The sequence below is a fragment of the Billgrantia antri genome (genome assembly GCF_019430905.1).
GTDB classification, from domain to species: domain Bacteria; phylum Pseudomonadota; class Gammaproteobacteria; order Pseudomonadales; family Halomonadaceae; genus Halomonas; species Halomonas antri.
The window spans coordinates 306,975-332,636 of the sequence record NZ_JAHYCA010000005.1 but is presented as its reverse complement, the minus strand read 5'-3'; the positions used below and the strand labels follow the sequence as shown (position 1 = coordinate 332,636).

Genomic DNA, 25,662 nt, shown 5'->3' with positions numbered 1-25,662 from the left:
GTAGTGCCATGTTTCCTTTTGCCGCCCCCGTTCGTGATCTTCGCTTCGTGCTCGAGGAGCTGCTCGAGTATCGCTCGCTCGCGCTTCCTGGCTTCGACGAGGCGAGCCCCGACCTCGTCGAGGCGGTGCTGGAGGAAGCCGCCAAGCTGGCCGGGGAGGTGTGGGCGCCGCTCAACGCCAGCGGTGACCGTCAGGGCTGCGTACGCCGAGAAGACGGTGGCGTGACCCTGCCGGACGGTTTTGCCGAGGCCTATCAGGCCTATGTCGAAGGCGGCTGGAACGGCATCGGGGTGTCCCAAGCATTGGGCGGGCAGGGGCTTCCCGAAGTGGTGGCGAGCAGCGTGCAGGAGATGCTGCACGGCGCCAACATGGCGCTGGGGCTGTGCCCGATGCTCACCGCCGGGGCCATCGAGGCGCTGGCGCACCACGGCAGCGATGCGCTCAAGGAAACCTACCTGCCCAGGCTGGTCGAAGGCAGCTGGACCGGCACCATGAATCTCACCGAGCCCCAGGCCGGCTCCGATCTCTCCAAGGTGCGTACCCGCGCCGTTCCCGAAGGAGACCACTACCGCCTGTTTGGCCAGAAGATCTTCATCACCTGGGGCGAGCACGACGCCAGCGAGAACATCATCCACCTGGTACTGGCGCGCAAGCCCGATGCTCCCGAGGGCAACAAGGGGATCTCGCTGTTCCTGGTGCCGAAGTTCCTCGTCAACGAGGATGGCTCGCTGGGCGAGCGCAACGACGTTACCTGTGCCTCCATCGAGCACAAATTGGGCATCCACGGCTCACCCACCTGCACCCTCAGCTTCGGCGAGGGCGACGGCGCCATCGGCTACCTGGTGGGCGTGGAGGGGCGCGGCCTCAATCACATGTTCACCATGATGAACGAGGCCCGCCACAAGGTCGGCGTGCAGGGCATCGGCGTGGCCGAACGCGCCTGCCAGCACGCCTTCACCTATGCCCTCGACCGCGTGCAAGGCAGGGCGCGTGGCAGCGAGGCCACCATCAGCGAGCACCTCGACGTACGCCGCATGCTGCTTTCCATGCGCGCTCGTACCGACGCGTTGCGGGCGCTGGCGCTTTACTGTGCCGCCCAGCTCGACGTGGCCCGCCATGCGACCGATGCCGCCGAGCGCGAGGCTGCCCAGGCGCAGGTTGACGTGCTGATCCCGGTGGTCAAGGCGTTCTCCACCGACCAGGCCGTGGACATCGCTTCGCTGGGCGTGCAGGTGCATGGCGGCATGGGCTATATCGAAGAGACCGGTGCCGCCCAACTGCTGCGCGATGCTCGTATCGCGCCGATCTACGAAGGTACCAACGGCATCCAGGCGCTCGACCTGGCCGGGCGCAAGCTCTCCCGCGACGGTGGGACGGCACTGAGCGGGCTGCTAGACGAGATCGAGGCCACCGCCGGAGAACTGCGCAAGAGCGGCGAGCTGGCTGCATCGGGCGACAGCCTGGCTGCCGGTGCCGCCGACCTGCGTGCCGCCATGGCCATCGTCCTGGAACAGGGTGGTGATCCCGAGCGAGGAGCGGACGCCATCCAGGCCTACGCCACGCCCTTCCTCAGCCTGGCCGGCCATGTGCTGTGCGCCTGGCAGATGGGGCGTGCCGCGCTCAAGGCCAGCGCCGCCTTGGCGGGTGGCAGCGATGATCCGTTCTACCCAGCCAAGCTGGCGGCTGCCGATTTCGCCCTGCGCCAGTGGCTGCCGCTCGGCCGCGCCAATCGCAGCGTGATCGAGGCCGGGATGGCCAGTCTGTCCGCCTTCAACGTCACTTCCTGAAGCAAAGACAGCGACCGGCCGACTCACCGGCCGCTGTCACCTGGAATTAGCACACAATAACGACACCACACTCGGAGCCCACCATGAACGACAGCATCTTCGAACAGGACCTGCCCAAGACGCAGGCCAACTTCGTCCCGCTATCGCCGCTCACTTTCATCGAGCGTAGCGCGTCTATCTATCCCGACTACCCGGCGGTGGTCCACGGCGACATCCGCCGCAGCTGGAGCGAGACCTGGACGCGCTGTCGCCGGCTCGCCTCGGCGCTCGAGAAGCGCGGCATCAAGCCCGGCGAGACGGTGGCCGCGATGTTGCCCAATGTACCGGCCATGTTCGAGGCGCATTTCGGCGTGCCGCTGGCCGGCTGCGTACTCAACACGCTCAACATCCGTCTCGATGCCGAGGCCATCGCCTACATGCTCGAGCACGGCGAAGCCCAGGCCGTGCTGGTCGACCCGGAATTCGCCGGGGTGATCGAGGATGCCGTTTCGCGGCTGGCGATCAAGCCGCTGGTGATCGACGTCGACGACGTGCTGTACGAGGGCGAGAAGCGCCGGATCGGTGGACTGGAGTACGAAGCCCTGCTGGCCGAGGGCGATCCGGACTACGCCTACCGGCTCCCCGAGGATGAATGGCAGGCGATCTCGCTCAACTATACCTCGGGCACGACCGGCAAGCCCAAGGGGGTGGTCTACCATCACCGTGGCGCCTACCTCAACGCGGTGAGCAATATCCTCGAGTGGGCCATGCCGCACCATCCTGTCTATCTCTGGACCCTGCCGATGTTCCACTGCAACGGCTGGTGCTTCCCCTGGACCATCGCCGCCAACGCCGGCACCAGCGTGTGCCTGCGCAAGGTCGACCCCAAGCGGATCATGGACCTGATCGCCGATGAAAAGGTGACCCACTTCAGCGGTGCGCCCATCGTGCTCAACGGCCTGGTCAACCTGCCGCCGGAGCAGAAGCGCGAGTTCGATCACCCGGTGAAGGTCACCACCGCCGGTGCCGCGCCACCGGCCTCGGTGATCGCCGGGGTCGAGAAACTCGGCATCGAGGTGACTCATGTCTACGGTCTCACCGAGGTCTATGGGCCGGTGACAGTATGCGCCTGGCGCGAGGCGTGGGACGAGCTGCCGCTGGAGCAGCGGGCCAGGATCAAGGCGCGCCAGGGCGTGCGCTACCACATGCTCGAAGCGCTTTGCGTGGCCGATCCCAATACCCTCGAGCCGGTGCCCAAGGATGGCGAGACCATCGGCGAGATCCTCATGCGCGGCAACAACGTGATGAAGGGCTATCTCAAGAACGAGGCGGCCACCGAGCAGGCGCTGGAGGGCGGCTGGTACCACACCGGTGACCTCGCCGTATGGCACCCGGACGGCTACATCGAGATCAAGGACCGCTCCAAGGACATCATCATCTCAGGCGGCGAGAACATCTCCACCATCGAGGTGGAGGATGCCATCTACTCGCACCCGGCGGTGGAGGAGGCCGCGGTGGTGGCCAAGCCTGACGAGAAGTGGGGCGAAACGCCCTGCGCCTTCGTCAAGCTCAAGGTGGGCTACGGCGAGGTCTCCGAAGCCGACATCATCGAGCACTGCCGCCAGCATCTGGCACGCTTCAAGGTGCCCAAGACGGTGATCTTCACCGAGTTGCCCAAGACCTCCACCGGCAAGATCCAGAAATTCGTCCTGCGCGAAGAAGCGCGCAAGCATTGAAGGGGAGCAACACCATGACACAACAGGCTATCGGCGTGGTCGGTGCCGGCACCATGGGGCAGGGCATCGCCCAGGTCCTGGTCGCGAGCGGTTTCCCCGTGCAGCTCTACGACGTGGCCGATGAGCAGCTCGGCCGCGCCCAGGCCGCCATCGACAAGGGGCTGAGCAAGCTCGTGGCCAAGGAGAAGCTCGGCGAGGCCGAGAAGGGCGAGGCCATGGCGCGCCTGGAGCTGACCACCTCGCTGGAGGCATTGCGCGGCTGCGAGGTGATCGTCGAGGCTGCCCCCGAGCAGCCGGCACTGAAGGAGAAGCTGTTCCGTGACCTGAGTCGCCTGACTCACGAGGCGATACTCGCCTCCAATACCTCGTCGCTGTCGCTGACCCGGCTCGCTGCGGTGTGCGAGCGCCCGGAGCGCGTCGTCGGCATGCACTTCTTCAACCCGGTTCCGGTGTTGAAGCTGGTCGAGGTGATCCGCGCCGAGCAGACCAGTGATGCTACCGTGGTGCGCATCGAGGAGCTGGCCAGGGCGCTGGGCAAGACCCCGGTGGCCATCGCCGATTCACCCGGCTTCGCCGTCAACCGCCTGCTGGTGCCGATGATCAACGAGGCCGCCTTCCTGCTGCAGGAGGGGGCGGCCAGCGCCGAGGACATCGACCAGTCGATGCAGCTCGGTGCCGCCCATCCCATGGGACCGCTGGCGCTTGCCGACCTGATCGGCCTGGACGTCTGCCTGGCGATCATGGAAGTGCTGCAGGAGGGCTTCGGCGACCCGAAGTATCGCCCTTGTCCGCTGCTCCGGCGGATGGTGGCAGCCGGCTATCTGGGGCGGAAAGCAGGACGCGGCTTCCACGTCTACCAGTAAGCGACGATTCACTACTGCGCTCGACCAAGTAAGGATTGCCGACCAACCAAGCGTTAGCTAGGGTTGGTCGGTATCGTCCAGACAACAAGCAAGGAGCCCCACATGAGCGAGAAGCTGATCGAGGTGGTCGACAACGGCGGCGTCGTGCGCCTGACCATCAACCGCCCCAAGGCGCTGAACGCCCTCAACAGTGCCGTACTCACCGAGCTGGAAGCGGTGCTCACCGAGCTCGAACAGCGCAACGACCTGCGCGCGGTAATGATCACCGGGGCGGGCGAGAAATCCTTCGTCGCCGGCGCCGACATCACCGAGATGCGCGAGAAGACGCCGGAAGAGGCCCGCGCCTTCGCCAGCCAGGCCCTGCGCACCATCAAGCGACTGGAAACCCTCCCGGTGCCGGTGGTCGCCCTGGTCAACGGGTTTTGTCTTGGCGGCGGCTGCGAACTGGCGCTGGCCTGCGACTGGGCCGTCGCCAGCGACAACGCTATCTTCGGCCAGCCCGAGGTCCTGCTCGGGGTGATTCCCGGCTTCGGCGGCACCCAGCGCCTGCCGCGCCGGGTCGGACCGGCCATGGCGATCGACCTGGTTACCACCGGGCGCAAGATCGATGCCCACGAGGCCCTGCGTATTGGCCTGGTCAACCGCGTGATGCCTCAGGCCGAACTCGAGGCCTACGCTGATGAGTTGGTCAAGCAGCTTTCCGGCAATGGCCCGCTGGCGGTACGTGCCGCCAAGCAGGCCGTGCACGACGGAATGGATCAGGACCTCGACAGCGCCCTGGCGCTGGAGACTGCTCTGTTCGCGTTCTGCTTCGCCGGCGAGGAGCAGACGGAGGGCATGGGCGCCTTCGTCGAGAAGCGCAAGCCGAACTTCTGAGGATGCTCGAGCAGTTCTAACAAGGATGGCGGCGAGATATCTCGCCGCCGTCCTTGGTTTGCAGAGCTCTCAGGTATGGTGATGCGTGCAGCTAACCCGTGGATTGAACGACTCGAGGTGAACGTTGCCGTCATCATTGAACCAGACATGCTGATCGTAGTGCGGCTCGAAGCCGTGGGCTTCGTCGATCGGCGTGGTGGGGTCGTCGGCCATGGCGTCCCATGTGCGGCCGGCAAACACGGGGGGCTCGCTGTTGCCGGCGGCGTGCCAGGCCTTCTGAAACACCAGGTTCTCGACTCCCACGAGCTTCATGGTTCCGTCTTCCTGTGGCTCATAGAGCAGGATGGCCGGCTCATGGAAGTCGGTATGCAGGCCGTTGCCATCGACACGTGGTTCGATTGCCGTAATGCCGAGCAGGTCGGGGCGCATGTAATGCAAGCCCATGCCTCCCAGTTCGGCGGCCAGCCCTTCTGTTGCCGCGCTTACGCACCTGCCGGACGGGTCCGGCACGTAGCCCTCCGCCAAGGCGACATTTATGTCCTCGAAGCGTTGTGTGGCCACGCGTATTGCGCCGACCAATGCTGCCCTGTCGATTTGATCGATCGGCTCTGCTGCTGATACTGCTGATCCTTGGGTTAGTGCTGCAATCGCCACGGCCACGCTTCCTCCAAGTATCAGGCTTGGCAGAACGGCGCTCTTGTCTCTTGTTATCATCGCCCTTGTCCTCACATGAACGACCGCGCCAAGGGTGCGGTTCGCTATGGGAGCATAGCAAGAGCGTCGGCCCCGAAGAGGTTGATTTCACTCTGCGAAGCGTGGCTCAGGCCGGTCTCATGCTACCTCGCGCCGCCGCCAGCGCAGCATTCCGGTGGCGATGGCGGTACCCGCCAGGGTGATGGCCATGCCCACCATGACCTGCAGGCTGAGCCGCTCGCCCAGCAGCAGGTAGCCCCATAGCAGGGCGCTGACCGGCACCAGGAAAGTCACCGTGGAGGTGGCGGTGGCGCCGGCGCTCGAGATCAGGCTGAAGTAGAGCAGGAAGGCCAGCGTGGTGCTGAAGATGGCCAGCCCCAGGCCATTGGCCCAGGCCAGGCCGCTGATCGGTTCGCTGGGCCACATCCACAGGCCGGGGATCAGTAGGATCAGCGCCGACATGGCGGTGCTACCCGCCGCCAGTACCCGCACCGGCAGGTGCGACAGATAGGTCTTGGAGTAGTTGGTCGCCACGCCGTAGCAGAAGGTGGCACCCACGGCGGCCAGGATGAACCAGCCGTCGCCACCCAGGGCGAAGTCCAGCCGGTTGGCCGAGAGCACGTAGACCCCGAAGAAGGCCAGCGCCAGGCCGAGATACTGCTGGCGCTGTACCGGCGTGGTGAAGAACAGTGCCCCGAGTAGCGCAGTAAAGATGGGCGTGGTGGCATTGATCAACGATGTGAAGCCCGCCTCGAGTCGCACCGTGGCCAGCGCCAGCAGGCTGAAGGGCAGTACGTGATTGGCCAGCCCCAGCAGCAGCAGGCCGCCCTTGTTCTCCCACACCAGCTTGAGGTAGCGCAGGCTGAGCAGCAGGGGAAGCAGCAGCAGCGCGCCGATGCCCATGCGTACCAGGATCAGCGGCACCGGGCCGAACTCGGGCACCGCTACGCGCATGAAGATGAACGACATGCCCCATAGCGTCGAGAGCAGGATCAGGCGAAGGGAATCGGCCGGTGACATGCGACATCCTTGGCAGACGGTGGGCTAAGCAAAAGAAGCCTAAGCCATGTCGCAGTACTATGAACAGGCTGTTTTCCATCAAGATTCTTGATGGCATATATCAGCAGGTGCGTTGCTAAGGACCGCCTCCCACGACGACCCAGCCCTCGCCATCCACGCTAACCGGCACCGGGTCGAGCGCGCAGCCGAGGCCCAGGCCACCGGTACCCTCGCCGCTGCGGGCCGAGAAGGTGGCGTCGTGATTGGTGCAGCGAAGCTGCTCTCCATCCTGGCTGAGCACCCTCTTGCCGCGCTGGTCGAGGGGTAGATACTGGTGGGGGCAGGCATTGACGTAACCGAGCAGTGCATCGTCAAGGCGAACCAACAGCAGCGGGAAGCTGCCTTTCTCCCCCTTCAGGGTCAGGCTGTGCGTGCCGCCGTGGGCAACCTCCTCGAGCCTTACCAGGCGCGTGCCAAGCGCCGGTGCGCTACGATACTGCTGCCATGCCTGAGTCATGCCGATATTCCTGTCTGACTGCGGACTGCCATTGTCGCCAAACACGGTCCGCCTGTCAGCGTTGAGCGGGAGTGTGGTGTTGAGTGCCGGCTCGGCTGCATGCGCCTTGACGGCGATTTAAATGGACATACTACAGAGGAGCTGAGCGTGAAAATTGCCGAACTCAATGTCTATCCGGTCAAGTCGCTGAGTGGGATTTCGCTGGAACGAGCGACCCTGGGTGTGCGTGGCCTGGCCTACGACCGTCACTGGATGGTGGTCGATCAGGTGGGGCGCTTCGTCACCCAGCGGCAGATACCGGGCATGGCACGGATCACGGTCCGACTCGAGGGCGACTGGCTGGTGCTCGAGCATCCCGAGGCGCAGCCGTTGGCGATCGCTTTGGCGCGCCACGACGGACCCCGGCTGACCGCATATGTGTGGGACGATGCCTGCCAGGCCCTGGATGAAGGTGAGGAGGCAAGCCGTTGGCTCACCGCCGTGCTGGGCGATTTGCGCGGCAGCGCGCTGCGCCTGGTGCGCTTCGATGACGGCCATCAACGCCCCGTCGCGGCCCGCTACCTTCAAGGCGAGGAGGCGCATACCGCATTTGCCGATGGTTTTCCCTACCTTATCGCCTCGCGAGCCTCTCTCGATGCCCTCAATCACGAATTGCAGCAGAAGGGACTCGTGCCTCTGCCCATGAACCGCTTCCGGCCCAATATCGTCGTCGAGGGTGCTTCCTCATTTGCCGAAGATGGCTGGCGCGAAGTCATCGCCACGAAGGGGCACTATCGCTTCGGGCTGCGCAAGCCTTGCCAGCGCTGCAAGATCACTACCATCGACCAGGCTAACGGCATTATCGATGTCCCCGGTGAGCCGCTCCAGACCCTGATCCAGATGAAGACCCAGCCATTGCGGCCCGGGGCGTATTTCGGCCAGAACGCCACGTTGCTGGAGGGTGCGGGGCAGTGTATCGCCGTGGGGGATTGGCTCGAAGCGATCCCGACATCGCTGGTCGCTGAGTGTTAAAACTTGTAGAGGTTTTTTTCCACCGCTTTCTTCTCTCTCCTCCTGAACTAACGTAATAACCATAATTGCATTGGTTCAGGAGGAAGCATGCAGACACACCAAGAATCGCCAGGAAGGCCAAGCGTGGCGGGCTTCTTCGATCCACGCACGTTCAGCATCCAGTACGTGGTAACCGACACGGCGACAGGACGCTGCGCCATCATCGACCCGGTACTCGACTTCGAAGAGAAATCGGGCGCGACTGCCACCAGAAATGCCGATGCCCTGTTGGAGTATGTGGAACAACACGGGCTCGAGGTGGAATGGATACTCGATACCCACCCGCATGCCGATCATTTCTCGGCAGCACAGTATCTCAAAGCCAAAACCGGGGCGCCGACCGCGATCGGCTCATACGTTACGAAGGTTCAGGCGCTATGGAGCGAGCTATACCACTGGTCGGGGTTCCCTGCCGATGGGAGGCAGTGGGACCGGCTATTTACGGAAGGCGACACCTTCCGTATTGGCGAACTGGAAGGGCGTGTCATGTACTCGCCGGGCCACACCATGGCGTCGGTAACTTACGTCATCGGCGATACCGCCTTCATACACGATACGCTCTTCCAACCTGACTCGGGCACGGCCCGGGCTGACTTTCCGGGGGGCAACGCCCGCAAGCTCTGGCAGTCCATCCAGGACATCTTCGCCCTGCCGGACCATACGCGGCTGTTCACCGGTCATGACTACATGCCCGACGGGCGCGAGCCGGAGTGGGAAAGCACGGTGCGTGAACAGAAGGCATCGAATACCCACGTGGCCGAGGGGCAAACCGAGGAGGCTTTCGTCTCGCTGCGCAATGAGCGGGATGCCCAACTACCCATGCCGAAGCTGATCCTGCAATCGCTGCAGGTAAACATCTTGGGTGGGCGCCTCCCCGAACCCGAGGCCAATGGCCGTCGCTATCTCAAGATACCCCTCGATGCGCTCCCAGGAGCCGCCTGGGAATAGACATACGCTACCCTGGCATAGGAGGCCTGATATGGACGTCAAGTCACTGGATGAGCGGCTCAGCGTGATGGCTCAGCCAACCGAGGAGGATCTCGAGAAGCTTGCCGAGCGAGGCTACAGAACCGTCATCTCCAATCGGCCACGTGGCGAGGATGATGCCCAGCCGGATCCACAGCGTCTCAAGACCAAGGCGGAAGCGCTTGGCATGAACTGGAAGGAGATCCCCGTAAAGCCGCGCGACTATTCTCAGCAGGATATTGATGCCTTTTCCCGTGCGCTTGACCAGGCTCCGTCCCCGATAGTGGGCTTCTGCCGTACGGGTATGCGTGTGGCCCATTTGTGGGCACTGTCCAAGGCGCCTCACTGGTCGCTTTCGGAATTGCATGCTTCAGCCGAAGCGGCAGGCTACGACCTGAGCCCCTTGCGCGAAGATTTGGCGCGGCGGCAAGCATAACGGCAAGGACAGGAAAGGATTCGAGGCACACGTAAAAGGAGGAATTAGCATGTTGCCAACTACTACTTCACGCGTGGAGCAGAATACCGCAGCAGAAGCGAATGAGCGCATTCGGCTCCGCATGGAAGACAGCATCTATTATTTCGCCGAGCATCCTCACGAGATAGGCAGCCGGCTACGTGAGCTAGATGCCGAGTGGGACATCGAACGTACCCTCGAGGCCAATGCCGCCACGCTGGGGCTGGCGGGAGTAGCGATGGGAGCCTTTGTCGATAAGCGCTGGCTGTTGTTTCCGGCGGCCATCTCGGGCTTTCTTCTGCAGCATGCCCTGCAGGGGTGGTGCCCGCCCATCGTGCTGTTTCGCAAGCAGGGGGTGCGCACCTCGACCGAGATCGATCAGGAACGCTATGCGCTCAAGGCGTTGCGCGGCGATTTCGTCCTGACGGATGAAACCGAAGGGCTCAGCCACGACGAGAAAGTACAGCGTGTGTTGGCGACGCTCCATTGAGCGAACACAAGTGGACAAAAAAGAAGCCCGCCGGAAGGCGGGCAGAAGCAAGGGACTCACGACTGCTGTGCAAGAACCGGCGTGAGTACGTTCAAGGTAGCGCTATTTCAGCGGTGAGAATGTCATCCATTTTCCTTCTGTTTTGTAGGAAATTGACTACATGACTTGTAAGCCGGTGGCGCAGTGGCTACCGCCGCCGGCTAGCTGGATGCCTCGACTGGCTTCGCTACGCTTCTCATATCGATTCACCATGCCCAATGGTAAAGGGAGTGCCACGATGAGCATCACGCTCAAACGAGCCTATGAAGCGCCTTCCTCCCGTGATGGCTATCGTGTGCTTGTCGATCGCCTCTGGCCCCGGGGTGTCTCGAAGGAAGATGCCAGGATCGATGCCTGGCCGAAGGAGGCGGCGCCAAGCGATGAGCTGCGCAAGGCATATCACGATGGCAAGCTTGGCTGGGGAGAGTTTCGCCGCCGCTACCTGGCGGAACTCAAGTCGCAGCGTGACACTCTGCGCGAGCTGGCGGAGCGTGCACGGAAGGGCAACATAACCCTGGTGTTCAGCTCGAAGGACGAGCGGTACAACAACGCTGTGGTGCTCAAGCAGTATCTACGAATGCTTCGGCAATGAGACACCCGCACCGGTTTTGCCGGTGCGGGTGAGCCGATCACAGCGTCATGAACAGTGAGGGTTCCTGATCGGTGAACTGGTAGACGTGCCAGTCATCCCGCTTTGGCCCGGGCATGCCGGGGGTGCCGATGGGCATGCCGGCAAGGCCGATGCCGTCGATCTCCGGAAGCTCCTGGAACAAACGCTCTAAGGCCTCGAAAGGCACATGTCCTTCGATGGCGTAGTCTCCCATCAGGATGGTGTGGCAGGAGCCCAGGCCGTAGGGCAGGCCGGCCTCCTGCTTGATCTTGCCCATGTCTTCATCGTCGACGATGGTGACCGTGACCCCGCGCTCCTCGAGCTGGCGCGCATACTCGTCGCAGCAGCCGCACTGCGGGTTCTTGTACAGGGTGGCCTCCTCGGGCAGGGCGGCGTGAACGGCCGAGGCGGTACCGATCAGCAGGCTGGCGGTGAGCAGCAGGGAAGTGGCGCGACGGTTCATGAGCGTGCTCCGGTAGAGTGCTTGGTCGAGGTAAAGAGATACTTGAGCAGGGCGGCAATGCCGAGGCCCAGCAGAGTGAGTACGGCCAGTGGCATTAGCCAACCCAGCCAGCTCATATGGCCCATCAGGGCCAGGCAGTCGGTTGTCATGGCGAGTCTCCTTGAGAACGCTTTACGTTTGGTAGTGCGCGGGCTGCGCCTGGAGGGCGCCCGTTTACGTTCTCAGGCTCGCGGAGGCCGCCGCGGTGGCGGCATTCGGTGGTCGGCCATGGCCAAGGCCGGGGCGATGGCCGGGAAGGGGGGCTCGACGGCACTCAGGCTGCCGAGGTGGGGCACCATGGTGCAGGCCGAGCAGCGTGTGTCGTCCGCGGTGTCGTCGTCGAGCTGCTGCACGGATGAGGCGACGCCGCAGTCGGCTTGATGCGACTCCATGGCCGCGTGAGTCGACAGGCTGCTCAGCGCCAGCAGCAGGGCGAGCAGAAGCGCCAGGAAGCGTGCTCCCGGAGTGCGTCTGATGTGGGTCGGCCTGGCGACATCCGTCATGGATAGTCCTCGCAATGGTGCCTGCTCATTGAAACCGATCCTGTGGCCTCCTTCAATGATCCAGCGCAAGGTGCCGGATCATTCGTCCCGGTGGTGGCCGTGGCGATGCATCAGCAGGTGCATGCCCAGGCACAGCAGCATCGGCAGCAACAGCCAGGCGCCGCCGGCGGTCTCGCCGCGCCACAGGAGCAGCAGGAAGGCGCTCCCCATCAGCACCAGGCAAAGCGGCATCATCCAGGCGTGGAGCCCCCGCGAGCGAGTGCCCCGCGGCCCTTCCGCCGAGCGTGGCCCATCGTGGTCGTGATCCTCCTGCAGGGGAGGAGTGGAGCGAAGACGGTTCATGGCGTGTCTCCCTTGTGGATGCGCGCGTAACGGCGCTTGAGCAGCAGCGAATTGCCGATCACCGACAGCGAGCTGGCGGTCATGGCGATCACGCCGATCATGGGGTGGAGCAGGCCGGCGGCGGCCATGGGGATGGCTGCCACGTTGTAGCCGCTGGCCCAGAGCAGGTTCTGCACGATCTTGCCGAAGGTGGCGCGTGAAAGATGCATGGCCTCTACCACACCGCTGAGCTCGCCGCGTACCAGCGTCACGTCGGCGGCCTCGATGGCTACGTCGGCCCCCGCGCCGATGGCGATGCCGACATTGGCCTGCTTGAGCGCCGCGGCGTCGTTGATGCCGTCGCCCACCATGGCCACATGGTTGCCGTGCTTCCTCTGCAGGGCACGGATGGCCTCGACCTTGCCCTCCGGCAGCACGCCGGCCTGGACCTCGTCGATGCCGACCTCGTCGGCCACGGCCCTGGCGGCGCGCTCGTTGTCGCCGGTGATCATCACCACGTGCAGGCCTAGCGCATGCATGCCGCGAATGGCCTCGATCGACTCCTCCTTGAGGGTGTCGGCCACCGCCACGATGCCCGTGGCCCGGCCATCGGCGGCGACGATGACGGCGGTGCGCCCCTTGGCTTCGAGCCGGCGCATCGCCTCGTCCAGCGCCTCCAGTCCCTCGATGCCCTGCTCCTCGAGCAGCCGGCGGTTGCCGATCAGCACCTGCTTGCCATCGACCCTGCCGGAGACACCGCGGGCGCCGGTGGAACGGAACTCGGTGACTTCGCCGGGTTTGATACCGCGCGCGACTGACCCGTCGACGATGGCGCGGGCGATGGGATGCTCCGAGGCATTCTCCACGCTGGCCGCCAGCACCAGCAGTTGCGCTTCCTCGACCCCCTCGGCGGCGACCACCTCGGTCAGCTTCGGCTCGCCCCGGGTGATGGTTCCGGTCTTGTCGAGCACCATGACCTTGATGTCCTTGAAGGTCTGGATCGCCTCGCCGGAACGGATCAGGATGCCGCGCTCGGCGCCGATGCCGGAGCCCACCATCAGCGCCGTCGGCGTGGCCAGCCCCAGGGCACAGGGGCAGGCGATAACCAGTACGGCGATGGCGGCGATGAGCGCCAGCACCGGTGTGTCGGCGTCCGGGTTGACCCAGGGCAGGAAGCCGGCGCCCCAGTCGAGGATCGGGCGCAGGACATCGGGGAACAACAGCCAGGCGGCCAGGCTCGCCAGCGAGATCAGCAGCACTGCCGGCACGAAGCGCCCGGTCATGCGGTCGGCGAACTCCTGGATGGGTACCCGCGAGCCCTGAGCCTGATCGATCAGGCGCACCACCTGGGAGAGGAAGGTGTCGCCACCGACCCGGGTGGCCCTTACTCGCAGCCGCCCCTCCTTGTTGATGGTGGCGCCGATCACGCTGTCGCCGGGGCCCTTGTAGACCGGTATCGACTCGCCGGTGGCGATGGACTCGTCGAGATGGCTCTCGCCATCGATCACCTCGCCATCGGTGGGAATCTTGTCGCCCGGGCGAACGATCATGATGTCGCCAGGTTCGAGCTCCTTCACCGGCACCTCCACTTCTTCTCCGTCCCGCTCCACCCGGGCCGTCTTGGCGCCGAGGGTCAGCAGGCGGCGGATGGCCTGCGAGGCGCGTCCCTTGGCCAGCGCCTCGAGATAGCGCCCCAGCAGGTGGAAGGTCATGATGGTCGCCGCCATCTCGATGAACGAGGTCATCGGGTAGACGAAGCCGACCAGGCCGATCAGGTAGGGCGGCAGGCTGCCCATGGAGATCAGCACGTCCATGTTGAAAGTGCCGTTCTTCAGCGAGCGCCAGCTCGAGCGATGGGTGGCCGCACCGCCATGGAGAAAGACGACCGGGAAGGCGAGCAGGGCGACGATGGCCAGGTAGCCGGGGATCGGCTGCCAGAACATGTGCGGCATCATCAGGAGCATGATCAGCGTGGTGGGCACGCCGGCGATCCACAGCCGCTTTCGCGCCTGGCGGAGGTAGCCTTCCTCGATGGCGGCAACGGCCTCGCCATCTTCCTCGGCCTGCCTGCTCACCGCGGCGACGTCGTAGCCGGCACCCTCCACGGCCCGCTTCAAGGCGTCACCGTCGGGGCCGTTCGCTGCGACATCGACGCTGACCCGATGGCTGGCGATATTGGTCTCGATCGTCTCCACGCCGTTCAGGCGCTGGAGGGTCGTGCGCACGATGCCGGCGCAGTGATCACTGCCCATGCCGGGCACGGTCAGGGTGATCTTGGACTTCGCAGTGGTGCTCATCGCAGGCCCTCTGTCGCGGATGGTAGGGGCGGCTTCCGAAGGCCGCCCGCTGCGAGAGGAAAAATGACTGGCAGTCAATGATGGGCGTCGTGGTCTTCCGGATCGATGGCCTCGGGGGTGGCTTGCTGCAACTTCTCGCGCTGCTCTTCGGTCATCAGGTCATGCATGGCGTTACGCATGCGCACCATCTCGGCCATCATCTCGCCATGAAGTTCCGCCATCTGGCCATGCAGGGTCTGGACCTCCTCGGGATCGGGGCGCTCGGTGTGCAGGGCGGTCATCAAGTCATCGCGCAGGTTCATCAGTTGTCCCATGCGCTCGAATTGGGCGGGGCGATGCTCCTGCATCAGCTCGCGATATTCGCTGCGCTGCTCCTGGTCGAGCATGGACAGCATGTTCTTGCCACCACCGCTCATCATGGGGCAGGGCATCATGCCGCCCATGCCACCGCCCATCATGCCGCCCATGCCACCGCCCATCATGCCGGGGCCCATGCCGCCGCCCATCATGCCGGGGCCCATGCCGCCGCTCATCATGCCGGGGCCCATGCCGCCGCCCATCATGCCGGGGCCCATGCCGCCTCTCATCATGCCGGGGCCCATGCCGCCGCCCATCATGCCGGGGCCCATGCCGCCGCTCATCATGCCGGGGCCCATGCCGCCGCCCATCATGCCGGGGCCCATGCCGCCGCTCATCATGCCGGGGCCCATGCCGCCGCCCATCATGCCGGGGCCCGTGCCGTCGCCCATCATGCCGGGGCCCATGCCGTCGCCCATCATGCCGGGGCCCATGTCGCCTGCCGGGCCGGAGGGGGCATTCATGTTCCCTTGGGCCAGGACGTTGCCTGAGGCTCCAGCCGCCAGAACGAATCCGAGGGTGTAAACGAAGTTGCTGACTTTCATAACCGACTCCTTCAGGGCGCAAGAGCCCTGGCTCAATTTCCGCTTCGGAAAAGGGACTTCCATGCGGCATGTCTACCTCCAAACATGCCTGCCAAGCGACACTCGTAAACGGAGATATGCCCGAACTGCTTGATTAGCAAAAACGCATCTGGCTGCGTCAGGGGCGCAGTCGTTGGGTAAGCAGGAAGATGGGAATAGAGGCAAGGGTTGGGGCTCCACCGGCGGAACCGATGGTGTTCTCGACCCGGGGAGACGCCATCGCGAAGGTGGGCAGGGACACCGCAACGTTGCTGACGTCCTGCCGCTCTGCACGCAGCATCGCCGCACTGGTATGCTCCCAGCCGTGACCATGCTCACAGTGGGGGGCAGGCACCTGCAGGCTCGCGGTGATACTCTCGATGGCCGTGTGGGTAGGGGAAGATGAGGTGGGGTGTGCATGGGCCGAAAAGGCTGACACCAACATCAGCATCAATGCCAAGGGAACGGCAAGCCAGCCTCCACGCCACCCGGAGCGGGTGAACGAGCGATGTGAGACCAAGGCTGCCTGCTGATGCATGGCATGTCGCTCCGACGTGATGGGCAAGTTCAGAATAGCCGTTCCCGCTGGGCTGACATTGACCTGCATCAACCAAAGCGCCCCTCGTCGGTCCATTCGGCGCTACAGGTCGTTGTTTTCTAGCATTCTTCATGGGAGTCCAAGGACAGTCTTGCGGCTGCGTAGCGACCATGGAAGACTAGACGCCAATCCTCCTGCTGGCTGCCCGACTCCACATGCTTTCCCGTTCCGTCTCCTGGTTGTTCTGCCTCCTGCTCGGTATCGCATTGGCGCTACCGCAGGTTGCTTCGGGTACCTGGAGCGCAAACGACGATTGTCGGGGGGAAGCCTACTCGATGCTCGACCAAGCCTCGCATCCCGAAAACGACGCTAGCCAGGCGCATTCGGAAGAGAAGATTGCCTGTACCGCTCCTTGCCCTGTCTGCAACAGCGCGCTGACCCTCTATCCCACTGGACCACGCTCGCTCGAGCCCCGTTGGGCCATCGATGAAGCGCCCCTTCATACTCCCCGCGACCGCCCGGAACGCCCTCCTCGCGTGTGATCGAAAGCCCCTGGTTTTACCCTCGCTTGCATAAGCGATGGCGCAGTCACGCTGCGAGGATCCCGGAGTATTACGGGTATCCTTGGCCGAATACGCAAAGGTGCGACCAGGTCGACATCCGACCTTGACGCACTAGGCGACGAGGATTCTTTTATGAACTATCCCGACATCGACCCCGTGGCCATCTCCATCGGGCCCATGCAAGTTCACTGGTATGGCCTGATGTACGTGGTGGGCTTCGTCAGCGCCTGGTGGCTGGGGCGCCGCCGAGCGTATCGTCTGGGGCTGACTCATGACGACATTGGCGACCTGCTGTTCTATGCCGCCATCGGCGTTGTGGCCGGCGGGCGGCTGGGCTACGTGCTGTTCTACGGCATGGAGCGCTTCCTGGCCAACCCGCTGTGGCTGTTCAGCATCTGGGAGGGAGGAATGAGTTTCCACGGTGGGCTGATCGGGGTGCTGTCGGCAGCGCTACTGTACGCCCGCAGGAAGCGACTCGCCTTCTTCCAACTGACGGACTTCATCGCCCCCATGGTGCCGATCGGCCTTGGGGCCGGGCGTATCGGCAACTTCATCAATCACGAACTGCCGGGGCGCGTCAGCGACCTGCCCTGGGCCATGCCGTTTCCCCACATGGGACCGGAACCGCGCCATCCTTCGGCACTCTACGAGTTTGCTCTCGAGGGCGTGGTGCTGTTCGCCGTGCTGTGGTGGATCTCGAGCCGACCACGGCGACGCGGCCTGGTCTCGGGCTTGTTCCTGCTGCTCTACGGCATCTTCCGCTTCGCGGTGGAGTTCGTGCGCCTGCCCGATGAGCACATCGGTTTCATCGCCTTCGGTTGGGTGACCATGGGCATGCTGCTGACGTTGCCGATGATGGCGGCTGGCATGGCGCTCGTGCTGTGGTCGCGGCGGCAGGGAATCGAGGCCGCCAGGGTGCCAGCACAACATGGGGAAAGCACGCACGGCGCCAAAAATGGAGCAGGGCCCCAGGCTGTCGAATCATATGAGGAGCGGTAGTATGGGAACCATCGTTGACAAGCTCCGCTCCAGGGCGGAAAGGCAAGAGGCAATCGCTATGAGAGATGACGGCACGGTTCGAGAGAACTGCCGACCTTTACGGCGCCTGACAGGAATGCTGCTGTTCGCCGGCCTGCTGGCCACTGCACTATTGGCCGGCACGGCCTGGGCTGAAGGGGAGGAGGCAGCCGAGGACGAACAGACCGAGGCCGAGTGGCCAAAAGGGCACTATCCCCTTCCCGAGCAAGGTGATGTGGTCGGCGAGGACTACATCGTCGAGGCGAAAGCCGAGGAGACGCTGCTCGATATCGCCCGCGAACACAACGTGGGCTACCAGGAAATACGCCGCGCCAATCCCGACGTCAGCGTCTGGATGCCGGGCGAGGGCACCGAGGTGGTGATCCCGGGGCGCTTCATCCTGCCGCCGGTGGAGCGCGAGGGGATCGTGATCAACGTCGCCGAGCTGCGGCTGTACTACTATCCGCCGACAGGCGAGGGCGAGACGCCGCGGGTGGAGACCTACCCGATCGGCATCGGGCGCGAGGGCTTCGACACTCCGCTGGGCAAGACCAAGACCACCATGAATCTCAAGGATCCGGCCTGGTATCCGCCCCAGTCGGTGCGCCAGGAAGCCGCCGAGCGTGGCGAGGAGGCACCTGCCGTGGTGCCGCCGGGGCCCGACAACCCGCTGGGGCGCCACGCCATCATGCTCGATATTGACGGTTACCTGATCCACGGCACCAACAAGCCCGATGGCATCGGTATGCGCGCCAGCCGTGGCTGCATCCGCATGTTCCCCGAGGATGTCGCGTCGATCTTCGACCGCGTCCCCGTCGGTACCCAGGTTAATCTGATCAATCAGCCGATCAAGGCCGGCTGGGACGGGAACATGCCCTATGTTCAGGTCTACGAGCCGCTGGAGGAACAGGAAGCCGGCATGGCCGCGTTCATGGAGACCCTGGCCATGCTCGAAGGCAGCGACGACGAGGCCGGCACGCCGTTGAACTACGAGCTGCTGCGCGAACTGCTCGAGAACCCCAGCGGCAAGGTCGTCGCGCTCACACCGGCGCCCGAACCCGAACCCGAGGAGAAGTCCGAGGAACAGGAGAGCCTGCTATGGGAGGAGCTGGCGGTCTAGCCAGACATCCTTCGTTTCAGCTTGCATTCAGAGTGATGCGTTAGCATTGTGCTTCCCTTAGGCGAATCGAGACATAACCATGTACAAGTCGCTTTTTGCAGCCCTGGTCACCCTCTGGTCGGCCAACGCCCTGGCAGCTCCCGGTCATCAGGCCAACGGTACGCAACCGGCCAACGAGGCGAAGGTGGATCGCGTCATCCAGGTCGAGGCGGAAGAGATGATATTCGGTCCCGAAGCATTGACTATCGCACCGGGCGAAACGGTGAAGTTCGAGATCCATAACAGCGGGGCCCTCGCGCACGAGTTCGTCATTGGCGACCGGGCGGCTCAGGAGGAGCACCGTCGCATGATGCAGGAAATGGGTAGCCACGGTCACGGGCATGGCGATCATGGCGGCCACGACATGGCCGAGGGCGAGCACGGCGGCAACATGCCTGCCGTGACCATCGCTCCCGGCGAGACCGCCACGCTCGTCTGGACGGCGCCCGAGGGGGCCAGTCAGCTGGAGTATGCCTGCAACATCCCCGGGCACTACGAAGCCGGCATGGTGGGGCAGATCGACCTCGAGGGATGACAGTGCATGAAGCTGTTACTTCTTGAAGATGACGACCTGCTGGCGGAGAGCTTGTCGGAAACTCTGGAAGACAACGGCTACCGTGTCGACTCGGCGGCGTCGGTTCGCGCCGCCGAGTCGTTGATGGCGACCGAGGACTACGCCCTGGCGATTCTCGACCTGGGCCTGCCGGACGGCTCCGGGCTCGACCTGATCGCGCGCTGGCGTGGTGAAGGGCGCCGCCTGCCGATTCTCGCCCTCACGGCGCGGGACACCTGGGAAGACAAGGTCGATGGCCTGCGTCGCGGGGCCGATGATTACCTGACCAAGCCTTTTCATGAAGCCGAACTGTTGGCCCGATTGCATGCGCTCTTGAGGCGGCAGACCGGTCGCCTGAGCCCCATCCTCAGCGTCAACGGCATACAGCTCGACGAGAACACACGGCAGGTCAGTGTCGATGGCGATGCTTGGCAGAGCCTCACCGCAACGGAGTTCCGTCTACTTCGCTACCTGATGCACCATCCCGGCCGCGTCTTGTCCAAGGCGCAACTGCTCGATCAGCTCTACTCCCTGGAGCAGGATGCTCCCGCTCCGAATCTGGTGGAGGTCTACATCGCCAAGCTTCGGCGTCGGTTGGGCAAGAACGCCATCCAGACTCGGCGTGGCCAGGGCTATGTCCTTGCGTCGCGTTGACCGGCGCAGCCTGCGCTTCCGCCTGCTGACCTGGCTCGGGGGCGTGGCCTTCATCGTGGTGGGCTTGACCTGGCTGATGCACGGCATTCTGCTGCACGATCTGGCGCGGAGCTTTCTCGGCGAGCGGCTGCGCCAGGAGGCGGAGCATACGCTGCTCCAGTTTCGCCAAGGACAGCTCTCGACGCCGCTGTGGCGCGCGGAGAGCCCTGCCTTCCAGGTCTTCCATCACCTCTACGTGCTGGAGCTGGACGGCGAGATCAGCACCTCGCACCCACGCTGGCTCGAAGCGCTCGTGCCTTTTCTCGAAGGCGAGGACGACACCCTGGACGTGGTGGCCTGGGGAGGGCGCCATCTGCTGCTGTACCGTGCGCGCTTCGAATTCGACGGCCGCTCGGGCGTGCTGCTGATCGGCGAGGACTTCGGCCAGGTCGAGGATGGACTGGAAGCGCTTCACTGGTGGGTGGGTGGCATTGCCGGTCTGCTGCTGGTCCTGCTCATCGGCCTCAACATGATGGCGGTCAATCGTGCGCTGCGCCCGCTCTCGAGGCTGCGTAGTCAGCTCGACGAACTGCGTGCCGGGGCGCGTGACAGGCTGCATCTCGACACGCCTTCCGAACTCGATGGCCTGGTGGAGCAACTCAATCGTCTCATGGATGAACACGCACGACGGCTCCAGCGTTCGCGAGAATCCCTGGCCAATCTTTCTCATGCACTCAAGACGCCGCTGACCGCGGTCATGCAGACGCTACGCGGCTCCCGTCCCATCGACTCGGAGCGCAGGGAGAAGATGCATCAGCGGTTGGAAGACATGCATGCGCAGCTCGACACCGAGCTGAAGCGCTCGCGCATTGCCGGCCCCAATGCAGGGCAGCATGCGAATATCCGGCTTGAAGCCGAGCAACTCGTCGAGATGTTCATGAACCTCTACCCTCATCGGCATTTCCAGCTCGAAATCGAGGCCTCGGTACCCACCAACGTCAACGTAGAACGTCAGGATTTCATCGAGATGTTGGGCATTCTTCTGGACAACGCCGCCAAGTGGGCCAGCCACGAGGTCCGTTGCCGAGTGAGGCGAGACTCAAACGCCTTGCTGTCTATCCTGGTCGAGGACGACGGTTCCGGTGTCGAATCAAGTGATTTGGGCCGACTGGGGCGGCGTGGCACTCGGCTCGACGAGGGCAAGCCCGGCCACGGGCTGGGCCTTGCCATCCTGCGGCAAATTATCGAACGCTATGCCAGCCAGGTGAATTTCGAGCCTTCTCCCGAGGGAGGGCTACGAGTCGAGGTCATGCTTCCGCTGAACGAAGCGGGCTAACCGTTCAGCCTGCTTTCAGCTATTCACCGCATCATGGCGCCTGGAGTTCCCCTGACAGGAGCCATGCATGGCAACCAAGAACATCACCGATCTCTCCCTTTCCCGACGACAATTGCTCAAGGGCGGGGCCGCCCTGGGCTTTGGCGCGGCGGCCATGGGGCTGGCACCGGCCTGGGCCGACCCTTGGGGGCAGAGCAATGCTTACCCCCAGGGGGCAGTGGAAGGCAACGACATCGCCCTTGCCATTCGTCGAGAAACGCTGGCGATCAACGGGCGCAACGCGCGCCCGATCACCATCAATGGGACGAGTCCCGGCCCTTTGATCCGGCTGCGGGAGGGACAGGATGCGACGCTGCGCGTCACCAACCTGCTGGACGAGCCGACTTCCATCCACTGGCATGGTCTGATCCTGCCTCCTGCGGTCGACGGGGCACCGGGGATCAGCTTCGCCGGCATCGCCCCTGGGGAGACCTTCACTTATCGCTTCCCCGTGGTGCAGAACGGTACCTACTGGTACCACAGCCACTCCGGCCTGCAGGAGCAGTTGGGCCACGCGGGGCCGATCATCATCGACGCCGCCGAGCGCGAGCCGTTCCGCTTCGACCGTGAGCATGTGGTGCTGCTGACCGACTGGACCTATGAGGAGCCGGGCTCGGTCTTTCGCAACCTGAAGACCGCCGAGGGCTACTACAACCTGCAGGAACGGACCATCGCGGACTTCCTCGCCGAGGTGCGCGAGAACGGCTTTCGCGAGACGGCCCGCACGCGCGCGATGTGGGCACGCATGCGCATGAGCTCGCGCGACATCGCCGATGTCACCGGCAGCACCTACACCTACCTGGTCAACGGCCAGGCGCCGGAGCAGAACTGGACGGCACTGTTCAAGCCGGGCGAGCGGCTGCGGCTGAGGTTCATCAACGGCTCGGCGATGACCTACTTCGACGTGCGCATCCCGGGGCTGAAGATGACGGTGGTGGCTGCCGACGGCCAGCCCGTGCAGCCGGTGCCTGTCGATGAGTTCCGCATCGCCGTCGCCGAGACCTACGATGTCATCGTCACTCCCGAGGCGGACACAGCGTATACGCTGTTTGCCGAATCCATGGACCGCAGCGGCTTCGCCCGCGCGACCCTGGCGCCGCGCCTGGGGATGGAGGCCGGTATTCCCGAACGGCGCAGGATCGCCGACCGGGGTATGGAGGCGATGGGCGCGCATGGCATGGATCACGGCGACATGGCAGGCATGGACCACTCGAACATGGCGGGTATGGACCATTCGAACATGGCGGGCATGGACCATTCGAACATGGCGGGCATGGACCACTCGAACATGGCGGGCATGGACCATTCGAACATGACGGGCATGGACCATTCCGGCATGCAGCACGGCACGTCGCCTGGCACCTCCGAGGGCGGCTTGCTGCTGGCGGGGGCTGCCCAGCCCGGCTCGCAGTATGACCAGGCAGGGATCGGTATCGACCCGGAGGAGCGACGCATCCTGGTGTATCGCGACCTCAAGGCGTTCCGCCCCTGGCCGGACCGCCGTGAGCCAGAGCGCGAGATGGAGATCCACCTGACCGGCAACATGGAGCGCTACATGTGGTCGTTCGACGGCAAGACATTCAGCCAGATCGACGGCCCCATACAATTCCGCAAGGACGAGCGGCTGCGTCTGATTCTGGTCAACGACACCATGATGGAGCACCCCATCCATTTGCACGGCATGTGGATGGAACTGGAAAACGGGGCGGGGGAGCTCATACCTCGCAAGCACACCATCAACGTCAAGCCGGGTGAGCGGGTCTCGGCACTGATTACCGCCGACGCCGAGGGCAGCTGGGCCTTCCATTGCCATCTGCTTTACCACATGGACGCCGGTATGTTCCGGGTCGTCAGGGTCTCGTAAGGAGTTCGCATGAAAACCAGAAAGACACTGCCTGTCGCCGGCGTCACCCTTGCCCTGCTGGCAACCGTCGGGGCTCATGCCAAGGAAGGCTACGACGCTCCGCACGACTGGCCCTCTCCGATGGCGAAGCATCATGTCGGGACGGCGGTCTTCGATCGGCTCGAATACGTCTTTCCCGACAAGGAAGACGAAGCCCTGGTGTGGGATTTCGAGGCCTGGTACGGCGGCGATATCAGTCGCTTCTATCTCAAGAGCGAAGGTGAAAATGTCCAGGGTGACGGCGCGGGGGCCGAGTTCGAGGCCCTCGACCTGCGCTACAGCCACCTGATCGCGGATTTCTGGGAGCTCCAGGGTGGCATCGGTTACCAGGGCAACGTCGGTACGAACGACCATCCCGAGCGTTTCTATGGGGTCATTGGCCTGCAGGGAACGGCGCCCTATCGGATCGAGACCAGTCTCGACCTCAATGTCAGCGAAGACGGTGACGCCTGGGTTCAGGTGGAAGCCGAGCACGACGTGCGTCTTACCCAGCGCTGGTACCTGCAGCCCCGTGCGGAGCTGGTGGCAGCAGGCAGCGCAGTGGAGGAGTTTCATATGGGTAGCGGCGTGAATACGTTGAATGCCGGCCTGCGGCTTCGCTACGAAATCACCCGCAAGCTTGCCCCCTATGTCGGCGCCTATTGGGAGAAAAGCTACGGCGAGACCGCCGACATGGCACGTGCCCATGGCGAGCCGACCGAAGACACCGGCCTCGTCGCTGGCGTTCGGCTGCTTTTCTGAGATGGCCGGTGCAGTAGTCCCTGCTGCACCCGAGCCGTGTCAGCGTGACTCGGACTTGTTCAGAACACGCCGGTGCTTGATCTGCAACAACGCAGTCCGCATGCTCCATCGCCATACTGGGTCTATCGACACGCCGTTTTCGGCGTGTCGCTGGGCCACACTGGCCAAGGCACATCCTGATGAACCTGTACGGATTGCGCAGATCGCTGTTTACCCGCTTGCCGGGGATTCTACTACTCTGGCTGTTGGCATGGTCGGTGGCAGTGGCTTATACCTGCTCGCCCCAGGTGCAAGTGGGCGAGGCGATAAGTCAGGCAATTCTTGCCGAGGCAGATGAGTCTCCGTCTCAGCATCCGGAGAGCTGCGACGATCACTCGCCCGGTATCACGACCAATCTCGGCAAGTTGCCGGTAGATGACCTTCGCAACCTGCCTACTTCCGTGGGTCTTGTCTACGGCCTATTTGCCATCTCACTCCTTCTGGTTCCGGTAGGGGGCGGGCCGATTCTGGCCGGCCTCCCATCGCACTCTACTCCCCCCGTTTATCTCGCCACCGCTCGGCTGCGTATCTGAAGACACTTGTTCTCAACGTTGCCAATACACGCGCGGTCCATTGAGTTGGCTGTACTTCACCATGCGAGGTGAACCATGGAACAAGACAAACACTCTGCCGATTGTGGCGGTAAGCCACCCAAACGCTTCTGGCTGCCGCTGGGACTCTTTCTCGCCTTCGTGGTGTATCTGCTATGGGCCGAGCACAGGGTCCACTTCGTGCAGTTTCTGCCGTTTCTCATCCTGCTGGCCTGTCCGATGATGCACCTATTCATGCATGGAGGGCATGGCCGGCACGGCAAGGGAGGGGACGAGACATGAATGCCGGAGAAAGCGCTTATGGGCTGTGGATACTAGTCATCCTGAACTCGGTGGTCTTCGTCTTCTTCGCTTTCAGCTTCATCAAGCCCCGCAGCGAGGCGGACTGGCGAAGCCTGGGCGCCTTCTCGGCCTTCGTGGTAGCACTGTTTGTGGAAATGTACGGCTTTCCACTAACCATCTACTTCCTGGCCGGCTGGCTGGCCAGGCGCTTCCCTGATCTCGATCCCTTCTCCCATGAAAGCGGTCACTTGCTGCAAACACTGCTGAGTGTAGAGGGAGATCCCCATTTTAACCTCCTACATATCGCCAGTAATCTCATCATCGTGGCGGGATTCCTCATTCTGGCGTCTGCCTGGCGTGTGCTTCATCAAGCCCAGCAGCGTGGCGAACTCGCCATGACCGGCTGGTATGCGCGCTGTCGCCATCCTCAATATGCCGCTTTTATCCTGATCATGCTCGGCTTCCTATTGCAGTGGCCCACATTAGTGACTGTCGTCATGTTTCCGATACTGGTCGTGGTCTATGTGCGTCTCGCTCGTCGTGAAGAACTCATGGCGCTGATGGAATTTGGTGAGGTATATCGAGCTTATATGGAGCGCACTCCAAGGTTCATTCCCCGGCTGTCTCCCAAACTCACTACCCATTTACGAAGAGAGTGATTGCACACTTACCATCACGACAGACCGGTCAAGTCTGAGTGCGAAGA

28 protein-coding genes are annotated in these 25,662 nt (G+C 63.7%); 18 read left to right on the top strand and 10 right to left on the bottom strand.

Features of this window, described 5'->3' with window-relative positions:
- The first annotated feature begins 8 nt into the window (after nt 1-8).
- The 4 genes from KPL81_RS15145 to KPL81_RS15130 all read left to right on the top strand — a co-directional run bounded on the left by KPL81_RS15145 (nt 9) and on the right by KPL81_RS15130 (nt 5,241).
- On the top strand, nt 9-1,787 hold the full coding sequence (locus KPL81_RS15145; protein WP_219792886.1) for an acyl-CoA dehydrogenase: 1,779 nt from the start codon (nt 9-11) through the stop codon (nt 1,785-1,787).
- Between the two features lie 83 nt (nt 1,788-1,870).
- Complete coding sequence (locus KPL81_RS15140; RefSeq protein WP_219792885.1) at nt 1,871-3,502, top strand: acyl-CoA synthetase; 1,632 nt, start codon at nt 1,871-1,873, stop codon at nt 3,500-3,502.
- Nucleotides 3,503-3,516: 14 nt separating this feature from the next.
- Nucleotides 3,517-4,365 (top strand): 3-hydroxybutyryl-CoA dehydrogenase, encoded by an 849-nt coding sequence (locus tag KPL81_RS15135; RefSeq protein ID WP_219792884.1) that lies wholly within the window; start codon nt 3,517-3,519, stop codon nt 4,363-4,365.
- A 102-nt stretch (nt 4,366-4,467) separates the two neighbouring features.
- Entirely contained in the window at nt 4,468-5,241 is a 774-nt protein-coding gene (locus tag KPL81_RS15130; protein WP_219792883.1) for an enoyl-CoA hydratase-related protein, read from the top strand.
- 69 nt (nt 5,242-5,310) lie between these two features.
- Here KPL81_RS15130 and KPL81_RS15125 read toward each other — a convergent pair whose 3' ends face one another.
- The 3 genes from KPL81_RS15125 to KPL81_RS15115 form a co-directional block, all read right to left on the bottom strand.
- Nucleotides 5,311-5,895, bottom strand: coding sequence for a hypothetical protein (locus tag KPL81_RS15125; RefSeq protein ID WP_219792882.1), 585 nt, complete (start codon nt 5,893-5,895; stop codon nt 5,311-5,313).
- Nucleotides 5,896-6,072: 177 nt separating this feature from the next.
- The gene (locus KPL81_RS15120) at nt 6,073-6,954 is read right to left on the bottom strand and encodes a DMT family transporter (protein WP_219792881.1); all 882 of its coding nucleotides are present in this window, start codon (nt 6,952-6,954) and stop codon (nt 6,073-6,075) included.
- A 115-nt stretch (nt 6,955-7,069) separates the two neighbouring features.
- Nucleotides 7,070-7,450: a Rieske (2Fe-2S) protein gene (locus KPL81_RS15115; protein ID WP_219792880.1), complete on the bottom strand. Its 381-nt coding sequence runs from the start codon at nt 7,448-7,450 to the stop codon at nt 7,070-7,072.
- A 147-nt stretch (nt 7,451-7,597) separates the two neighbouring features.
- Here KPL81_RS15115 and KPL81_RS15110 point away from each other — a divergent pair, with 147 nt between their 5' ends.
- From KPL81_RS15110 to KPL81_RS15090, 5 genes are all read left to right on the top strand, one after another.
- Nucleotides 7,598-8,461, top strand: coding sequence for an MOSC domain-containing protein (locus KPL81_RS15110; RefSeq protein WP_219792879.1), 864 nt, complete (start codon nt 7,598-7,600; stop codon nt 8,459-8,461).
- Between the two features lie 87 nt (nt 8,462-8,548).
- Complete coding sequence (locus tag KPL81_RS15105) at nt 8,549-9,448, top strand: MBL fold metallo-hydrolase (protein ID WP_219792878.1); 900 nt, start codon at nt 8,549-8,551, stop codon at nt 9,446-9,448.
- A gap of 31 nt (nt 9,449-9,479) precedes the next feature.
- Nucleotides 9,480-9,902, top strand: a complete 423-nt coding sequence (locus tag KPL81_RS15100) for a protein tyrosine phosphatase family protein (RefSeq protein ID WP_219792877.1) — start codon at nt 9,480-9,482, stop codon at nt 9,900-9,902.
- Nucleotides 9,903-9,951: 49 nt separating this feature from the next.
- On the top strand, nt 9,952-10,410 hold the full coding sequence (locus KPL81_RS15095; RefSeq protein WP_219792876.1) for a hypothetical protein: 459 nt from the start codon (nt 9,952-9,954) through the stop codon (nt 10,408-10,410).
- Nucleotides 10,411-10,687: 277 nt separating this feature from the next.
- Entirely contained in the window at nt 10,688-11,041 is a 354-nt protein-coding gene (locus tag KPL81_RS15090) for a DUF488 domain-containing protein (protein WP_219792875.1), read from the top strand.
- Between the two features lie 37 nt (nt 11,042-11,078).
- Here KPL81_RS15090 and KPL81_RS15085 read toward each other — a convergent pair whose 3' ends face one another.
- From KPL81_RS15085 to KPL81_RS15055, 7 genes are all read right to left on the bottom strand, one after another.
- Nucleotides 11,079-11,522 carry a DUF411 domain-containing protein gene (locus KPL81_RS15085; protein ID WP_219792874.1) on the bottom strand — a complete coding sequence of 148 codons (444 nt, stop codon included), beginning with the start codon at nt 11,520-11,522 and terminating at the stop codon, nt 11,079-11,081.
- Complete coding sequence (locus tag KPL81_RS15080; RefSeq protein WP_219792873.1) at nt 11,519-11,671, bottom strand: hypothetical protein; 153 nt, start codon at nt 11,669-11,671, stop codon at nt 11,519-11,521. The genes KPL81_RS15085 and KPL81_RS15080 overlap by 4 nt, the downstream gene beginning before the upstream one ends.
- Nucleotides 11,672-11,743: 72 nt before the next feature.
- Nucleotides 11,744-12,064, bottom strand: coding sequence for a hypothetical protein (locus tag KPL81_RS15075; RefSeq protein ID WP_219792872.1), 321 nt, complete (start codon nt 12,062-12,064; stop codon nt 11,744-11,746).
- Nucleotides 12,065-12,142: 78 nt separating this feature from the next.
- Nucleotides 12,143-12,406 carry a DUF2933 domain-containing protein gene (locus KPL81_RS15070; RefSeq protein WP_219792871.1) on the bottom strand — a complete coding sequence of 88 codons (264 nt, stop codon included), beginning with the start codon at nt 12,404-12,406 and terminating at the stop codon, nt 12,143-12,145.
- Nucleotides 12,403-14,682 (bottom strand): heavy metal translocating P-type ATPase, encoded by a 2,280-nt coding sequence (locus KPL81_RS15065; RefSeq protein WP_219792870.1) that lies wholly within the window; start codon nt 14,680-14,682, stop codon nt 12,403-12,405. The genes KPL81_RS15070 and KPL81_RS15065 overlap by 4 nt, the downstream gene beginning before the upstream one ends.
- Nucleotides 14,683-14,756: 74 nt before the next feature.
- On the bottom strand, nt 14,757-15,584 hold the full coding sequence (locus KPL81_RS15060; protein ID WP_240549297.1) for a Spy/CpxP family protein refolding chaperone: 828 nt from the start codon (nt 15,582-15,584) through the stop codon (nt 14,757-14,759).
- 157 nt (nt 15,585-15,741) lie between these two features.
- Nucleotides 15,742-16,140 carry a hypothetical protein gene (locus tag KPL81_RS15055; RefSeq protein ID WP_219792869.1) on the bottom strand — a complete coding sequence of 133 codons (399 nt, stop codon included), beginning with the start codon at nt 16,138-16,140 and terminating at the stop codon, nt 15,742-15,744.
- 695 nt (nt 16,141-16,835) lie between these two features.
- Between KPL81_RS15055 and lgt the strand changes: the two genes are divergently transcribed.
- The 9 genes from lgt (at nt 16,836) to KPL81_RS15010 (ending at nt 25,615) form a co-directional block, all read left to right on the top strand.
- Nucleotides 16,836-17,702: a prolipoprotein diacylglyceryl transferase gene (lgt, locus tag KPL81_RS15050; RefSeq protein WP_219792868.1), complete on the top strand. Its 867-nt coding sequence runs from the start codon at nt 16,836-16,838 to the stop codon at nt 17,700-17,702.
- 58 nt (nt 17,703-17,760) lie between these two features.
- Nucleotides 17,761-18,840 (top strand): L,D-transpeptidase family protein, encoded by a 1,080-nt coding sequence (locus KPL81_RS15045; RefSeq protein WP_240549296.1) that lies wholly within the window; start codon nt 17,761-17,763, stop codon nt 18,838-18,840.
- A gap of 79 nt (nt 18,841-18,919) precedes the next feature.
- Nucleotides 18,920-19,414, top strand: coding sequence for a cupredoxin domain-containing protein (locus KPL81_RS15040; protein ID WP_219792867.1), 495 nt, complete (start codon nt 18,920-18,922; stop codon nt 19,412-19,414).
- 6 nt (nt 19,415-19,420) lie between these two features.
- Nucleotides 19,421-20,086 carry a response regulator transcription factor gene (locus tag KPL81_RS15035; RefSeq protein WP_219792866.1) on the top strand — a complete coding sequence of 222 codons (666 nt, stop codon included), beginning with the start codon at nt 19,421-19,423 and terminating at the stop codon, nt 20,084-20,086.
- Complete coding sequence (locus KPL81_RS15030; RefSeq protein ID WP_219792865.1) at nt 20,067-21,401, top strand: ATP-binding protein; 1,335 nt, start codon at nt 20,067-20,069, stop codon at nt 21,399-21,401. Before KPL81_RS15035 ends, KPL81_RS15030 begins: the two co-directional genes overlap by 20 nt.
- 67 nt (nt 21,402-21,468) lie before the next feature.
- Complete coding sequence (locus tag KPL81_RS15025; protein ID WP_219792864.1) at nt 21,469-23,304, top strand: copper resistance system multicopper oxidase; 1,836 nt, start codon at nt 21,469-21,471, stop codon at nt 23,302-23,304.
- A 9-nt stretch (nt 23,305-23,313) separates the two neighbouring features.
- Nucleotides 23,314-24,084: a copper resistance protein B gene (locus KPL81_RS15020; protein WP_219792863.1), complete on the top strand. Its 771-nt coding sequence runs from the start codon at nt 23,314-23,316 to the stop codon at nt 24,082-24,084.
- 647 nt (nt 24,085-24,731) lie between these two features.
- Nucleotides 24,732-24,956, top strand: coding sequence for a DUF2933 domain-containing protein (locus tag KPL81_RS15015; protein ID WP_219792862.1), 225 nt, complete (start codon nt 24,732-24,734; stop codon nt 24,954-24,956).
- Complete coding sequence (locus tag KPL81_RS15010) at nt 24,953-25,615, top strand: methyltransferase family protein (RefSeq protein WP_219792861.1); 663 nt, start codon at nt 24,953-24,955, stop codon at nt 25,613-25,615. Before KPL81_RS15015 ends, KPL81_RS15010 begins: the two co-directional genes overlap by 4 nt.
- Nucleotides 25,616-25,662 lie beyond the last annotated feature (47 nt).